The following is a 15,489-nucleotide window of genomic DNA, read 5'->3' on the forward strand; positions in this document are numbered from 1 at the left end:
CAAATGTTGCAACTGCGTTGTGCATACTTAAATGGTGAATTTGCAGTTTAGTATTTTTGCAAAATCGGGATGCTCCCCAAAGTTTTCCCCTTTAATGCGGCACAATTCTGCTTCTATTAGTTCTACTTTCTGCAAGTAATTCATCGGTGCGTGAGTTGCCAATACTTTCAGTTTATCCAGATTGGCGGTTACTTGTTCTAACATTGGTTCGCGATCGCTCTGGCTGACATCAAAGTAAACCGCAAGTCGCACCAGAGAATCGTAGAAATAAAAGAGGGGCGCCGCAAGCAAACTAACACCTCCAGCTAAATTTTGTGCTGCTAAGTCAGCATATTTTCCCGCTTCACTAAATTCTCCAAACAGATAGCAGAGAATGGTTTTTGGCAAGTAAGTCAAGAAGATTAAAGTGTAATGGTTGGCTTTTAGAACCATAGGAAACTGGATGTCTTCGTTATATGCTTCCCCGATTAGTTTGCAAGGATTTTCCGAGCGATCCATTAAATTGAGAACTACCTGCCGGGCTACTTCGGTGCCGTTCAAATCAAATTCTTGCTTGAGTTGGCGTATCATGTCCTGGTAGGCAGCTATTTCTCTTTCCAATTCTGTGAGTTCTTTGCCAATAAAATAGCTAGACCAGCAGTATGTAACGGCATTGTGGCAGGCATATCCTATGTCTCCGGTTTCCAAACCGATTGCCCAACCATCTTGCGACAGTTTTAAAGTTTTCCTAACCGATTCTTTGTAATGTTTGACAAAAGCATTAACGCAGTGAAGCGTTTGTGCTTTGACTTTGCTGGCGTTAATTCGATCCAGTAAATTTAAAGCCAGTTCCCCAAATCGATAGCCAGATTCGATCTCGTTGAAAATCGCGCTCAAAAACATTCCGCAAAGGCCATAAGCTGGCAAAGAATAAGGAGTATTGCCGTATTGTAGAGATAAATTTACCTGTTTAAAAACCAACAAAGGCAGGAGTTTTGGGAAAGAAAAATAGGCAGCATCAAGGGTGGTTGATATCATCTGCATCGCTGCTAATTTGTCCCGGGCTGTCATCGGTGGTAAATCGATTAAATCTTCAATTTTTCTGCCTGCTAGCGTTGCCTGCATTGCTTGCAGCGCCGTCTGAATATCTGCCGGAGTTGGCTGTTTGGGAAAATGTATATCTAATAGTTCTAGGACTGATAAAGCTGTGTCTACTGCCTGCCGCAATTGGCTTTGCGCTAACTGAGCGAGAATTCTTGCTTGATAAACTTTTACTTTGTCTAAAACTGTTTTTGCTTGTTGCAGCACCGGAGTTGCTAATTCCTCCATCTGCTCGAAATCGGTACTGATGTAAGCGGCTTCTGCTGCTTCTTCGTAGAGATTCAGGGTTAAGTCGTATTGGGTTTGCCAACTGTCTGCACTTAATAATTGCCTGCCCGCCGCGAAGTAATCCAGTGCTGATTTATAAGCAGCGGAAACTTTGGCTTTTTTGCCTGCTAAAAGGTTTAGTGCTGCCAGTTCATTGCGCTGCGGCTGTGTAGGAATTAATTCGCTGCCAAAGTTGAGGTGATTGACGATATCAAATATTTTCTGTTCTCGCTGTTCCGGGGCAGTGTTGTCCAACAAAAGTTGTCCAACTCGGTAGCGGACAACTTGCTTTTCTGGTTCGGGAATTAGAGAATAGGCGGCTTGCTGGACGCGATCGTGCAAAAATTTGTAATAAACAGTTAAATCTTCTGAATTTTGCTCTAATTCTAGAATTTTGTAATCATTTCCCACGGGAATAATTAAAGTTTCCCTAACTGCTTCCAAAAGTTTCCCGTTAGTTGCTTTTACTGAGTTTTCACTAACAATGGCCAAGGTTTTCACATCAAATTGATTGCCAATGCAAGCAGCCAATTTTAATAGTTGCTGTGTTTCCGGCGACAGTTTTTGAATTTTTCCTGCCATGAGTTCGACTACATTGTCAGTAATTCCCTTGGCTTGAATTTGCTCTAAATCCCACTGCCAGCCTCCCTTTGTCCCCCCAAGCTTCGGAGAAGTTACTCCAAATTTCAACAGTTTCTCAGCATAAAGTGATTTGAGAAACTCGTTAATAAAAAAGGGATTGCCTTGAGTTTTTTGCAGGACTAACTCTGCTAAGGGCAGGGCTGTTTCGACATCGCATTTAAGAGTATCCGCAATTAAATGATTGACATCCTTTAACTTTAAAGGTAAGAGGGAAATTGAATTAATAACGCATCCCGTTTTCTGAATCTCATTAATTGTTAACATCAGCGGATGGGCTGCACTGACTTCGTTATCCCGATAAGCCCCAATCAGAAACAGATATTGCATATCTGGGTCAGTGATTATCAATTGAAGCATCTGCAAACTTGCGGAGTCGGCCCACTGCAAATCGTCGAGAAACATGACTAAGGGATGTTCTGGCTTGCAAAATACGCGGATGAAGTTATGCAAGACTAAATTAAACCGATTTTGCGATTCAGCGGGAGGAAGTTCGGATAATTCTGGCTGCTTGCCAACTATCAATTCTAATTCGGGAATTACATCAATAACGACTTGACCGTTAACTCCAACTGCTGTTAATATTTTTTCGCGCCACTGTTGGAGTTTAGGTTCTGTTTCTGCGAGCAACTCCCGCACTAATTCTTGAAAGGCTTTAATGACGGCGCTGTAAGGAATATTTCGCTGAAACTGGTCAAATTTCCCGGCGATGAAATAACCTTTTTTTCGGGTAATAGGTTGGTAAATTTCTTGAACTAATGCTGATTTGCCAATGCCGGAATATCCGAATACTAACATCATTTCGGAATGGGGTCGGCTGTTGGGGGGGGGCTGAGTTTCTGACGTTACACTTTCTGCTTCTTCCTGCAAGCTACCGGCAACTCGCTCAAATGCCGCCAGCAGCCTTTCTATTTCTGTTTCTCGGCCGTAAAGTTTTTGAGTAATTTGAAACTTATCTGAAATATCGTGCTGACCAATAGTAAAGTCTTCTCTCTTGCCTTGAGTTTGCAGTTGAGTGAGACATAACTCTAAATCTGCTTGAATTCCCCAAGCGCTTTGATATCGCTCTTCTGCGGTTTTTGCTAACAGCTTCATTACGATATCTGAAACAGGTTTAGGAATCTCTGGATTGAGTTCTTGGGGCGGAATGGGTTGTTTAGCGATGTGACAGTGTACTAACTCGATCGCGTCATTACCTTCAAAAGACAGTTGATTGGTTAGCAGTTCGTAAAAAGTAGCGCCCAGGGAATAAAAATCAGCGCGGTAATCAATGGCGCGATTCATTCTTCCGGTTTGTTCGGGTGCGATATAAGCTAAAGTTCCCTCTAAAACATTGGGACTTTTTAGGGTAGGATTTTCTCTAGACAAGACTGTTGAAATGCCGAAGTCAATAATTTTGACTGCCCCGGTTTTGGGGTTGATAATTATATTAGATGGGTTAATGTCTTTGTGGATAATATTAGCGCTGTGAATCTGACCCAAAATCTCGACAGTTTTGATAGCGATGGGGAGAAATTTAGCTACGGTTATTTGATGTTGCTGCCGCCATAAACTTAAAGATTCAGCGCCAACATCCTCGAAGACGAGCGCAAGAGAATTATGATATTTTTCTAAGCTGTAAGCTTTAACAACGCCTGATAAATTAAGAGTTTGACTGATTTGGTATTCCTGCTGGTATCTCAGCATTTGTGCTGGCGTTGGCAATTCTTCTTTCAGCAGCTTGAGGATGATTGGTAGGCGTTCGGCGTAACCGTCGCGTAGCTCGCGAGCGCGAATTCCGCGATAAACGAAGGAATTTGCGCTTTCATAAATTTGGGAGAAAATCTGATATCCAGGAATGCCAAGCATAGTTTAAATTGTCCGTTTTGAGCTTTTGCGCTTTCTGTGCAGCAGTTGCGACTTTATCTTGCCATTATTGCTCATATATCACTGCAGTGGTAGCTCGATCGCTGCCACTGCAGAAAAAAGGACTGTTTGCACAATCGGGATGCTTCCTAGTGCGAGAGATTCAAAAGTAGCGATAGAAGAGCTTTGGATCTTTTCGGAGATGTCTATTGTTAAAACATTTGATATGCAATGGATCTTACTCCTGACTTCTGACTCTTGACTCAGGACGAATGCTAGATATACAAATATTTCTGCCTTCTCCCCATGATGTAGGGTGCGCGCTGCACACCTTACACCTGTGGAGTCACCTATAACCTCATGATTGCAACTTAATTTCAACTACAAATACTTCTGCAAGAGCAAACCCATTTTCTCCTTAGTTGCGGTCGGCACTTGATCCAGCCGAGTCAGAATTGCATATTTCAACGCAGAATGTGCATCAGATATTGGGGGATTTTCTGTTAGTCTACGGACTGTTTCTTGAATGACTTTTTGAGCATTCTCTGCATTGCGGTGCAAATTTGCTATTACCATTTCTACTGTTACGCTGTCGTGATCTTCGTGCCAGCAGTCGTAGTCTGTGACTAATGCTAAAGTTGCGTAGGCAATTTCTGCTTCTCTGGCTAATTTTGCTTCCGGCAAATTTGTCATTCCGATGACTGTCGCCCCCCAACTGCGGTAAAGGTGGGATTCTGCTTTTGTGGAAAATGCGGGGCCTTCCATGCAGACGTAGGTGCCGCCCCGGTGCAGGGTAACGTCGGGGAGGTTCAAGGATTCGATCGCACTTGCCAATACTTTAGCCAATTCGCCGCAAACCGGATCGCCGAATGTGATGTGGGCAACAATTCCTTCTCCAAAAAAGGTAGAAACTCGATTTTTTGTACGATCGATAAACTGATCGGGCACTACCATATCTAAAGGTTTCGCCTCTGCTTTCAGAGAACCAACCGCCGACGCTGAGATTAAATACTCAACTCCCAAACTCTTCATTGCATAAATATTTGCGCGATACGGCACTTCTGAGGGCAAAAAAGTGTGGTTGCGGCCGTGTCTAGCCAGAAATGCTACCGGCGTACCGTCCAATGTTCCCACAATTGCGGCATCCGATGGCGCTCCAAAAGGTGTATCAATTTTCACCTCTTCAATATCTTTGAGGGCCTCCATTTTATACAAACCGCTGCCGCCGATAATTCCGATTTTTGCTTGTGCCATTTTTACCCTCTGCTTGAGTTTTACAAGAGTGATTCTATCGGGCCATCGTTAAGTTGGGGTAAAGATAATTGAAGATTTCGTGATAGCAGTCACCCGACATACACTATTTTGTCACAAAATATATGTGATCTTAATCACAAAATACCTTCACAAAATCTTTAAAAATAAAGGTACATAGTTCTGTTACTTGTTTTTAGCGTGTTAAGACCATGACTGTCAGCTCTGCTAACCTCCCCAAAATCTCGATCGAGGCGATCGTCGAGCGCATTTTTGCTTTTCGCCAAATTACCCCCCTTGACAGACGGCTGCTGAAGTCAGCAATGCTAGCGGAGAAAGGTCTTAACGAAAAAGACCACTCTCACATCAACCGAGTGTGTCAGGGCATCCGAAACGGATTGATTTTAGTTGTGGAATAACTTTGCTACACTATCTCTTGCTAGCTCAAGAAGCTGTTTTAAAAGTTGTGTTTGAGTCTGTATCTCCGGGAAACGAGTTCGGACAATGTTTTACTATTTTTCTGCGCGCGATGGATCGACATCACAAATAATATTATTTATATCGTTTCCGGTTGCATCGGAATAATAAAATCGAGTCAACAGTTAACACTCAACCATTCACTTTTTCGACCCGCCCGTCAACAGTCAACAGTCAACAGTCAACGGTCAACAATCATTTCGCTCGTGCAACCGGAATTGATATTACATCTTATCGATCAAAATTCAACAGCCAAAAGCCTGTATAAGTCATGCCACTATCATCGGGCTGGACTAACAAAAAATGTAATCCTTTACTTAATTGCTTCCGCTGTTGGTAAATTTGGGCCGCGGCTTTCACCTCGCTATCTTCAAAAGTAGCCACAACCCACCTATCTACTAACCCAGCTTCCAATATCAATCCGTCTGGTTCTCCAGCAATATAATTCAAAGCGAAAGGTTTGGCATCCTGAAGCCATCTAGCCAACCGCATAGACTGGCGTCCGCCGTCAATCACCACTCCCGGTACGGGTACTGTTGAGGCCAAGCCCAAATTCAGCGGTAACAAAAATTCTGGCATTTCCAAAATTGGCAGGGGACGCCCTTGGAAAGCCTCTTCAATGTCGCCGGCGGGTAGGGAAGCAAAACGCCAGCCATCGCCCCAGAGGTTTTCGGGTAAAGGCACGGGCGGCGGCGAGTCGAGGGCGATCGCACTGTAAGTTTCACCTGTATAATTAGCCATACTCAAATATTCTTTGGCGCGTTGTTGCAGCAGCAATTTCAGAGCCGCAGTGCGCCGAGTCGCTTCCACCTTGACGCCCAAAACTTTGCCCGCAGCTTCGATTAAGCCCAGAGACTGAGGTCTAAATACTTGAATCAAATCTGGCAAATTTTCGATTTGAGCTTGCTGCTGCAACTGCGAGGCTACCCAATTAGAATTTGCGGCCCCCTGGCGGCAAACAGCGCTAAATTGAAAACTGCCTTCAGAGTCGCAAATTAAGAGTTCCCAAAGTGGTTTGCCAGTTTCGTCTTGGAGAGGGCGGCGGTAGAAATCTGCTTGCCAAATACGCATAAATAATTAAAATTTAAAATCTACAACTCGCTCATTTTAATATAGTTTGGGGACACTGCCATAGAATACCGCTCTCCTGAGAAAAAACTTCGAGCGATATATTCTCAGTTCATAGTTGAGTTATATTTCAATATTTAACACCCGTTAAAAAAGTGCAACTTTATGCCAGCGCTCCAAACCGTGCTAATAATCAGTAATTCCCCAATCTAAAATCTAAAATCTAAAATCTAAAATAGTATAACGGCTCGCTTAGCCATCCTCTTTTAGCAATTAGCCCTTCCAAAATCTATTTAAGATGGTGAACCAAATACATATCCAACTCGCCTTTATTTTTAGCATAAATTTTTCCTCGGTATTCGCATTCAAAAAAATCTCTAACTAATTCAAAGGTCGCATGAGAGATATTGATATTTCCAGGTACGCCCGAAGATTCCATCCGAGATGCAGTATTAACTGTATCTCCCCAGACATCATAGGAAAACTTTTTATGGCCAATTACCCCAGCAAGTATTGGACCTGAATGAATACCAATGCGGATATCCCAATAAGGGATATTTTGTTGAGCTTTCTGTATTTTTCGCAAATCCATGAACTGTCGAATTTCTAGGGCAGCAAGTACAGCGTCAAAGGCGTGTGTTGGGCGAGGGGTAGGAATTCCCGCCGCGCACATATAGCTGTCGCCAATAGTCTTCAATTTTTCCATAGAGTATTTATCCATCACGCGATCGAAATAAGAAAAACAATAATCTAGTTCGTCAACTAACTCTCGGGGTGTCATTTTTTCAGATAACTGAGTAAAGCCTTTAAAGTCAGTAAATAAAACCGATACGTTATCATAATAAAGTGGTTCCACTTTGCCGTTATTTTTGAGTTCCTCGGCAATTTCAACCGGCAGCACGTTCAACAGTAGCCGATCAGATTTGTGCTTTTCGGCATCGAGTTCGGAATACAGGCTATTTATCTCTTTAAAACGTTCAGCATTGCGGATAGCTGAGGAGAGTTGCAAAGCCAAAAGATAGCCAATTCGTAAATCTTCTTGAGTGTAAGCTCGTGGCTTTGTTGTGGCAAAATTAATTGTGCCTAAAATCTTACCTTCACTTTCCAAAGGAATGATAATTTGCGAAGCGTAGGGGGATAAAATAGCAGTAGCACCCGCTTCTTGAATTAATTGAGGTTGACGTGTGGTGAAAGCCTTGTGAATAGGTCCACCCTCTGGGAGGGCTCCAATATCTACAGGGATATGCCGGCCAAATAAGGTCATGCAAGTGTTAGTGCTGTGCAGGCAAACGCTACAGTGTTCAAAGTCTAGCAACCATTTGGCTTGCTTGCCTAGTACCCGCAAAATCTGGTTGAGATCGAGGGTGCGGTTAATGGCAGTGGCAACTTCGTTGACAGCGGAAATGCGGATGGAAAGCGCTTGAGCTTCTGCTAACAAACGGCGGGCTGTTAACAGAAGTTCTTCTCGATCTTGATCTTCTAGCCGATCGCCCATAATATGGGTATAAAATATAGATTACAAAGCATCTATTTCGAGGGCTATTGCATCAGTATATCGGTTGACAAAGCTAAACAAGTCTGCTGTCGCAATAATCTCAAAGATTTCTGAATCATCAAGTCCTAAATCCCGCAGGTTTTGGTAATCAGATTCTGTCATTTCCAGGGGTTTTGTAGCAGCCAGCAAGCCAAAGGTAATTACGGCTTTATCACGTTTTGGCAAAGGGCAGTTGGCAAAGTCAGAAACTAGGGTTCGCAGTAGTTCTTCGCTCATCCCCAAGGCTGACAATCCGTGCAGGTGAACTTGGAGAGCGTACTCGCTATTATTTGATTGGGAAATAGCGACGCCGACCATTTCTTTAAGGGTACGGGGTAAGTCTCCTTGCAGAATGGTTCCCCGGAATTTTTTCCAATTTGCTTCTAATAGGTCAGGGTTGATTGCCATTGACTTGAACAGGTTGGGGACGATGCCAAAACCCAAGTCTGTCAAGATTTCTTCGTACACTGCTTTGGCTTTAGGATCTGTAAGTTGCTCGTATTCTATAAGTGGAAAGTGTGTCATTGTTGTGTTGAAGTTTACGGCGGTTAATTTTGGTTGGGATTTATGTATTTGTTATGTAACGCCACTCAAATGGTGACCTTACGATCTATCTTGGCTTTAGTCGGATTGATGATAAAATGCACCGCTGTCAGCAAACCGCGAATCATGAAGATGAGTTAGCAACAAATTTGATTCTTGAGGCTGGATTAAACCTGTAATTATAGCAGTAACAGGAGCCGATAAAATTCTGTTGCGATCGGGTTCTACGGCTAATTTTAGATTCTGCCAATGGTTATTGTCAAGTATGGGCAATTCATCTGGCGCGACGGCGTGAAATCTTACCACCATTTTTGAATTATAGATTGCTGTTGCGTTCGCTAATTTTTAGGCAAAAAACACTTTTTGATCGATCGATCCGGCTCCACAAATGCCCTGAATCTTATGCTCCGGCGCGCGCACAGGGGAAGAAACAAAACGCTGTGCGATCGAGTTTATTGAATTAATCAGACACTCGATCGACAACCCATGCCCCAGCCAAGCTACGCTAAGGCCTGCGACTGGAGTTATTATAGATAAACTGTAAACTTCTATCATTGTCGCTGCATTTGCTATGAACCCTGCCCTGACTCAATTTGGCGCTCAGATGTCCCACCTCACGGGAGTTCGGGCAATTATGAAAGATATTATTGAAACACTCAGAGCCGGCAGCGGGCAGGAGTTTATCAATTTGAGCGCCGGAAATCCGGTTATTTTGCCGGAAGTCGAGCAGTTGTGGCGCGACTGCACAGCGGAACTTTTGGCGAGCCCAGAATACGGCGAGGTGGTTTGTCGCTACGGTTCCAGTCAAGGTTATCAGCCGTTGATCAATGCGGTATTGGCGGATTTTAATCAGCGTTACGGACTGAATTTGACCGATCGCAATATCCTAATTACTCCCGGTAGTCAATCGATTTACTTCTACGCAGCCAACGCTTTCGGCGGCTACACTACCAGCAAACAGCTTAAAAATATTGTTTTACCGCTGAGCCCAGACTACACGGGTTACGGCGGCGTTAGCTTGATTCCCGAAGCGGTAGTCGCCTGCAAACCCACCCTCGATATTGATGCAGCCGCTCACAGGTTCAAATACCGCCCGGATTTTAGCCAACTGTCTATCGACCAAACCACCGGCTGCGTCATTTTTTCCCGTCCCTGCAACCCCACCGGCAACGTTCTCACCGACGACGAAGTTAAGAAAATTGCCGATTTAGCAGCGGCTTTTGACGTACCGGTGTTCGTAGATTCCGCCTACGGCCCTCCCTTCCCGTCTTTGAATTTTACCGAGATGACGCCGATTTTTGGCGGCAATATCGTGCACTGTATGAGTTTGTCGAAAGCCGGATTGCCGGGAGAAAGAATCGGAATAGCGATCGGCGATGAAAAAATCATTCAAATATTAGAATGTTTTCAGACCAATATGTGCATTCATTCGCCAAGATACGGACAGGCGATCGCAACTCGTGCCATTGCGTCCGGCGCTCTTGCCGATATTTCCATCAACGTAATTCGCCCCTACTATCAAAGCAAATTTGCGATCGTAGAAAGCACTCTCGAACAAGCAATGCCGAAAGATTTGCCGTGGTTCTTGCACCGGGGCGAAGGAGCAATTTTCGCATGGTTGTGGCTGAAAGATTTGCCAATGACTGATTGGGAACTGTATCAAGAGTTGAAAAAAGTTGGCGTAATTGTCGTGCCGGGAAGTTCTTTCTTCCCTGGTTTGCGGGAAGATTGGCAGCAAAAACATGAGTGTTTACGCATCAGTTTGACGGCAACAAATGATGAGATTGAAACTGCAATGAAACGCTTGGCTCAAATGGTAGAAAAGCTTTATCAGTCTGTTGACGGTTGACTGTTGACAGTTGACTGTTTGCTGTACGACGGTTGACTGTTGACATTACCAACTACTCATGACCATAACTTCTTTGGCATATCGACTACAATTGAAATAACAATTAGCAGCGCGGTGGGTTATGGCAGTGCAATTACTCAAAAGGTTGTTGACAGTAGAAGAATATCATTTAATGGGCAAAGCTGGTATTCTTTCCGAGGGCGATCGGGTAGAACTGATAGAAGGAGAACTGATCCAAATGGCAGCAATTGGAACTCGTCATGCTTCCTGTGTGAGACGATTCATCGGACTGTTCAGCGAAATTCCCAGTAACCGGGCTTTTCTGGATGTGCAAAACCCCATCCAGTTGAACGAGCGCACCGAACCTCAACCTGATGTAGTATTGCTGAAACCCCGGGCTGATTACTATTCAACAGCACATCCAGTAGCGTCAGAAGTTTTGCTGTTGGTAGAAGTATCCGATAGCACGGTTGATTACGATCGAGATGTGAAAGTTCTTATTTACGCTCGATCGCTCATTCAAGAAGTCTGGCTAGTAGATATAGAGGCACAATGTTTAGAGGTTTACCGCCAGCCAACTCCTAATGGTTACAGTTTAATCCAAAAATTTTGGCGAGGTCAACAAGTTGCGTCGCTCGCCTTTCCTGATTTGGAAGTGAATATCGATTTCGTACTGGGATAGATTCAGATTATAGGTTATAGAAAACATTCCCAAGTCCCCATTTTTCAATTAAACCACCCGATAAACAAAACTCAGAGTTGCCCAAACATTCACATCCAAAGCTAAATCATCCGTCGATATCCCCACTTTCTGCACCCCCGGAATGCTAGCGGCGTGCAAATCTTCGAGTACCGCCCGCGCCACATTTAAAGGATTCAACAACACTCGAATTGGCAGGGCATCCCTCGTTTGCTGCATTTCGGCTTCTATTGCAGCCAGAGTTTGAGCCAAGGAACTCTCACTAAATATAATCAGAGTTTCCGCAAGTCCGATCGCCCCAGATACCGCCAACCCAACAGCCCCAGCCGCCGGCACGGTCAAATTCTCCCCAGGAGCGATCGCCCGCGACATCCCCCCCACAGAGTCTTTGCCCTCAGCGCCGAGTACGGACAGCCTTCCCGCGCAGTCCGAGCAAAACACCGCAAAGTAAACCGGGCGATCGCTGTCGTTATACAACCTGTAGCTAATTCGGCTGCCTTCTGGTAAACCTAGTATATGAGCGCTTGCCGATTTCTCACTTTCCCCGCTCAGCGGTTCCAGCCGATAATCACCGCCGGCCCGCACCGGCTCTCGCTGCGCCACTGCCCGCGCTTGGGGTGCGAGAGTTACCAGCTCGGCCCGCACCTTCAGGCGCGAAGAGCCCTCATTAACTGTCAGCCGCAGCAACTTCCCCGCCTGCTGCGCTTTCAACTGCGGAGTCAAGCGCTGCACCGCCACCTTAACTGCTTCTCCCCCGTCGCCCTGAGTATCGGGAATCAGCATTTGAGCCAAAGAAAACAAACCGTAACGCCTTTGAGACAAAACAGGCTCGTGAGGCGAGACTGTTTCGGCTAAAGTTGTTTCCGGGACTCTGCCGAACCGACAGTCAGCCAATTGCTCGCTGCCTACCGCCGAAACTTGTGGCACAGTCGCAAAGGCGCTGGTAGCGTCCACCCGCTCGATGCGTTCCAAACCCGAGTCCAAAGCTACTGTCAAACCGATGTTTCGCGGCAATACCCGAATTTCTTCCCTCACGAGTTCGCCGACTGTTAATTGCCCGTCTGTTCGATCGAACCCGTCTACAACTTGGGCTTTAGCAGAGAGGCCCGTGCGTCCCCGCAGCAAAAGCCTCGCGCCCTCGGAGGAATCCACAGCAAACACAGAACCCCCGCAGCACTCCAAAACCCCGGGCGACAACCCGCCCAGCCACAACTGCACAGTTTTGCCCCCCTCTTCCACCGCCGTCACAGCGCCGTCAGATGCAGGGGAATTCAAAATTAAATTTGAAAAATTCACCGCCGGCGCGGTTGTTAAATCGTGATTGAGAATTTGCGGTTGCTGCGATAACCCCGCAATTTGCTCGACATTACCCGCAGCGCGGCCGAAACTGACGCTGAAACTGCTAGCGGGAGTTGCCCACCACAAAGTTTGGGTGAGGGCGTAGGTAAATAAACCTGCGGTAAATCCGTTCCACTCTTGTTCGGCGGCGAGTGCGGAATTCGCGCCGGCGGCAAGTACAGCGGCGTCCGGACGGAGATTTGGGCGGGAGCGGAGGTCTTGGGCAAACGTTAATTCTGCGAGGCGAGGCTCGCCGATGGTGGGGCGGGGGCGGGAGCGAATGCGAAAGTTGCCGTTTTTGGGGAAACCCGGATAGGTGTAGCTGGTGTCGAGGATGGCGATCGCATTTTCTGTCGCGAGCGATCGCATCAACAGCAACAGCGTTTCCTCTAAAATATCGTTCACCGCCCGGTTTGCTAACAACGGCAAAACATCATCCGCCGACACCAAACTGTTTTGCATTTTTCCAGGAGACTCGCCCAAACTGACTCGGCTACCGCAGCCGCTAAAGTGAAAAACTACCACGTCACCGGGTTTTGCTTGTTGAGTCAAGTGAGTGACAAAAGCCGTCTCGATATTCTCCCTCGTAGCTTTAGCGTCAGTCAAAGTCAAAATATCCGACGGCACAAACCCAAACCGATATATCAGCAGTTCCCGCTGCAATTCCACATCCGTGACGCAGCCGTGCAGGGGCGAGTCTGGATATTTGTCAACGCCAACCAACAAAGCCAATTTCCTGGCTGTCGGCTGCGCTAAGGCTTGGAGGTAGCGATCGCCCAACGGCAGCCACAGGGCCTCGCTGATTCCGATGGCGGCCAGCACCCGGCCAGCTTGCTGCAAAAATTCCCGCCGCTTGAGTCCCATTTTTAAATAGCTTTGAATTTTAAGTTTTGAATTTTAAGTTAAATTCCCCTCAATAATTTGAGGGGAATTAATTAGATTGTGAGTGTTTAGTATTAAGGGAGTTTTTAAGTTTTAACTTTTGAGCTTTAAGTTGAAAATTTCCCATTTAAAACTCAAAACTCAAAATTAAAAACTATGCAGAATGTCGCCCCCACCAATGTTCAAGATTTAAATCTCGTAATTGAAAATATTCATTGCCTTGGCTAATTCTGCGGCGACTTCCGGCCGGGAAAACTGCGGCGGCGGCAATTTTCCAGCGCGCAGCATTTCCCGAACTTTGGTTCCCGACAAATGCACCCGTTGTTCGGGAGTGCTGGGACTTGTTTTAGTTGTAGCCATTTGTTCCGTCAGTGTGCAATAGAAAGCGTGCTCGAATTTCATCGGCACAATTCCCAATTCTCCCGGCTCAAATTCATCAAAAATATGTTGGGCATCGTAAGTGCCGTAATAATCGCCAACTCCCGCGTGATCGCGCCCCACGATAAAGTGAGTGCAGCCGTAGTTTTTGCGGATTAAAGCATGAAAAATTGCTTCTCGCGGCCCGGCGTAGCGCATCGCCGCCGGATTAATTGCCAAAATTACGCGATCTTTTGGATAATATTTTTCTAGCAGAATTTCGTAGCAGCGCATCCGCACGTCAGCGGCGATGTCGTCATCCTTAGTCGTCCCGACTAGCGGGTGCAGGAACAAGCCGTCTACTGTTTCTAAGGCGCATTTTTGAATGTATTCGTGTGCCCGGTGGATGGGGTTTCGGGTTTGGAAACCGACTATCGTTTTCCATCCTTTTTCTGTGAACAGCATTCTCGATTTCGCCGGGTCAATTTGGTATTGGGGAAACCGGGGGTCTAGTCCGCGTTCCAGCAGCCAAACATCGCCTGCGAGGTTAACGGGCCCGGATTTGTCTACTACTTGGACGCCCGGGTGTTTGAGGTCGTCGGTGCGGTAGACGTTAAGGGCTTCTTCTTCTTTGCTGTAGTGGTATTTTTCTGCAAGTTCCAAGAGCCCGACAAATTCGCCCGCCGGCGAGTCGAGGCGCACTAAAGTGCCTTCTTTGAGAGAGTCGGCGACTTCTTGGGAGACCGAGAGGGTGATGGGAACCGACCACGGCAGGCCGTTGGAGAGGCGCATTTGTTTAACGACCGATCGATAATCAGCTTCGTTCATGAACCCTTTGAGGGGACTCAGGGCGCCGATGGCGATCATTTGCACGTCGGAGATCGATCGATCCGAAAGCTGGACTCGCGGCAGGGACTCTGCTTTGTCGAAAAATTCTTGTCTTTGGTCTAGTGTGGCAATGCGGTGGACCAGGGTGCCGCCGTGAGGGGCAATGCGGTCTGAATGCTGGCTCATGTCGATTTGAAGTTGTGGATTTTAGCTGCCAGAGTACATAGTATCAAAGTATTGTTACAATTAATTAATTAATTTTCCTCAGTAACTCGGCACACATGGTTTTTAATGTTGGTATTAACCATAATTTATTTGGCCACTCATGACACTTTATAATTTATTAGTGAAATGTATCGATTTCTGGCAAAAGCATTCAGGCTTGATCAATCTCAAAACTCATACTATTTATTCTAAAATCATCGACTCTGACTCTTTAGCGATCGATTTAGGCGCCCAGAAGGTCGGTCAATTTAGCGAATCGATAACTCGCGAATTCAATTGTACCTGTTACTACGCCATAGAAGCAGTTCCTTGTGTGTATTCTTAGCTCCCAGAAAATGCCTTAGTTAAAAAGTTTAATTATGCTATATCAGACCAAAATGAGCCATTAAAAATATATACTTCCGATAATCTCGAATGTAACAGTAGTAGTCAGGAAGCTGCTAGTCTCTACGGCATTCAGGGAGAGATATCAGTGGATAGTATCACTTTAGAAACTTTTCTGAACAACCAGAGAATCGAGTGACTTCTTATATCAATTCCGGTTGCACCGGAATGATATAGCTTGGGTTTTTGGCCACCAATGGAAACAAGTAATCCCTTTAATCA

General features: G+C 45.7%; 11 protein-coding genes. 3 read left to right on the forward strand and 8 right to left on the reverse strand.

Features of this window, described 5'->3' with window-relative positions:
• Positions 1 to 27: 27 nt before the first annotated feature.
• The gene (locus QUB14_RS26430; protein WP_333220873.1) at positions 28 to 3,834 is read right to left on the reverse strand and encodes a serine/threonine-protein kinase PknK; all 3,807 of its coding nucleotides are present in this window, start codon (positions 3,832 to 3,834) and stop codon (positions 28 to 30) included.
• A gap of 378 nt (positions 3,835 to 4,212) precedes the next feature.
• Complete coding sequence (locus QUB14_RS26435) at positions 4,213 to 5,085, reverse strand: S-methyl-5'-thioadenosine phosphorylase (protein ID WP_333220875.1); 873 nt, start codon at positions 5,083 to 5,085, stop codon at positions 4,213 to 4,215.
• A gap of 209 nt (positions 5,086 to 5,294) precedes the next feature.
• Between QUB14_RS26435 and QUB14_RS26440 the strand changes: the two genes are divergently transcribed.
• Positions 5,295 to 5,501, forward strand: coding sequence for a hypothetical protein (locus tag QUB14_RS26440; protein WP_190662201.1), 207 nt, complete (start codon positions 5,295 to 5,297; stop codon positions 5,499 to 5,501).
• A gap of 289 nt (positions 5,502 to 5,790) precedes the next feature.
• Here QUB14_RS26440 and QUB14_RS26445 read toward each other — a convergent pair whose 3' ends face one another.
• From QUB14_RS26445 to QUB14_RS26460, 4 genes are all read right to left on the reverse strand, one after another.
• A complete protein-coding gene (locus QUB14_RS26445) occupies positions 5,791 to 6,630 on the reverse strand; it encodes a Tab2/Atab2 family RNA-binding protein (RefSeq protein WP_333220877.1) in 840 nt (279 codons plus the stop codon).
• A gap of 286 nt (positions 6,631 to 6,916) precedes the next feature.
• Positions 6,917 to 8,122 (reverse strand): adenylate/guanylate cyclase domain-containing protein, encoded by a 1,206-nt coding sequence (locus QUB14_RS26450; protein WP_333220879.1) that lies wholly within the window; start codon positions 8,120 to 8,122, stop codon positions 6,917 to 6,919.
• 21 nt (positions 8,123 to 8,143) lie between these two features.
• On the reverse strand, positions 8,144 to 8,686 hold the full coding sequence (locus tag QUB14_RS26455) for a peroxidase-related enzyme (RefSeq protein ID WP_333153026.1): 543 nt from the start codon (positions 8,684 to 8,686) through the stop codon (positions 8,144 to 8,146).
• Between the two features lie 96 nt (positions 8,687 to 8,782).
• Complete coding sequence (locus QUB14_RS26460; protein ID WP_333220881.1) at positions 8,783 to 9,013, reverse strand: hypothetical protein; 231 nt, start codon at positions 9,011 to 9,013, stop codon at positions 8,783 to 8,785.
• Between the two features lie 262 nt (positions 9,014 to 9,275).
• On the opposite strand from QUB14_RS26460, the gene QUB14_RS26465 reads away from it, so the two are divergent.
• The gene (locus QUB14_RS26465; RefSeq protein WP_333220883.1) at positions 9,276 to 10,553 is read left to right on the forward strand and encodes a valine--pyruvate transaminase; all 1,278 of its coding nucleotides are present in this window, start codon (positions 9,276 to 9,278) and stop codon (positions 10,551 to 10,553) included.
• A 121-nt stretch (positions 10,554 to 10,674) separates the two neighbouring features.
• Positions 10,675 to 11,235: a Uma2 family endonuclease gene (locus tag QUB14_RS26470; protein WP_333220885.1), complete on the forward strand. Its 561-nt coding sequence runs from the start codon at positions 10,675 to 10,677 to the stop codon at positions 11,233 to 11,235.
• A 48-nt stretch (positions 11,236 to 11,283) separates the two neighbouring features.
• On the opposite strand, the gene QUB14_RS26475 is transcribed toward QUB14_RS26470, so the two are convergent.
• Positions 11,284 to 13,455, reverse strand: a complete 2,172-nt coding sequence (locus QUB14_RS26475) for a caspase family protein (protein WP_333220887.1) — start codon at positions 13,453 to 13,455, stop codon at positions 11,284 to 11,286.
• Between the two features lie 207 nt (positions 13,456 to 13,662).
• Positions 13,663 to 14,844 (reverse strand): sulfate adenylyltransferase, encoded by a 1,182-nt coding sequence (gene sat / locus QUB14_RS26480; RefSeq protein ID WP_333220889.1) that lies wholly within the window; start codon positions 14,842 to 14,844, stop codon positions 13,663 to 13,665.
• Positions 14,845 to 15,489 lie beyond the last annotated feature (645 nt).

This window comes from Microcoleus sp. B3-D2 (assembly GCF_036705345.1).
Lineage (GTDB): Bacteria > Cyanobacteriota > Cyanobacteriia > Cyanobacteriales > Microcoleaceae > Microcoleus.

What these genes read in the sequence shown, in the direction of transcription:
- QUB14_RS26475 (WP_333220887.1), bottom strand. Translation starts at nt 13,455, where the DNA reads ATGGGACTCAAGCGGCGGGAATTTTTGCAGCAAGCTGGCCGGGTGCTG.
- QUB14_RS26455 (WP_333153026.1), bottom strand. Translation starts at nt 8,686, where the DNA reads ATGACACACTTTCCACTTATAGAATACGAGCAACTTACAGATCCTAAA.
- QUB14_RS26440 (WP_190662201.1), top strand. Translation starts at nt 5,295, where the DNA reads ATGACTGTCAGCTCTGCTAACCTCCCCAAAATCTCGATCGAGGCGATC.
- QUB14_RS26445 (WP_333220877.1), bottom strand. Translation starts at nt 6,630, where the DNA reads ATGCGTATTTGGCAAGCAGATTTCTACCGCCGCCCTCTCCAAGACGAA.
- QUB14_RS26465 (WP_333220883.1), top strand. Translation starts at nt 9,276, where the DNA reads ATGAACCCTGCCCTGACTCAATTTGGCGCTCAGATGTCCCACCTCACG.
- QUB14_RS26430 (WP_333220873.1), bottom strand. Translation starts at nt 3,834, where the DNA reads ATGCTTGGCATTCCTGGATATCAGATTTTCTCCCAAATTTATGAAAGC.
- QUB14_RS26460 (WP_333220881.1), bottom strand. Translation starts at nt 9,013, where the DNA reads ATGGTGGTAAGATTTCACGCCGTCGCGCCAGATGAATTGCCCATACTT.
- QUB14_RS26435 (WP_333220875.1), bottom strand. Translation starts at nt 5,085, where the DNA reads ATGGCACAAGCAAAAATCGGAATTATCGGCGGCAGCGGTTTGTATAAA.
- sat (WP_333220889.1), bottom strand. Translation starts at nt 14,844, where the DNA reads ATGAGCCAGCATTCAGACCGCATTGCCCCTCACGGCGGCACCCTGGTC.
- QUB14_RS26470 (WP_333220885.1), top strand. Translation starts at nt 10,675, where the DNA reads ATGGCAGTGCAATTACTCAAAAGGTTGTTGACAGTAGAAGAATATCAT.
- QUB14_RS26450 (WP_333220879.1), bottom strand. Translation starts at nt 8,122, where the DNA reads ATGGGCGATCGGCTAGAAGATCAAGATCGAGAAGAACTTCTGTTAACA.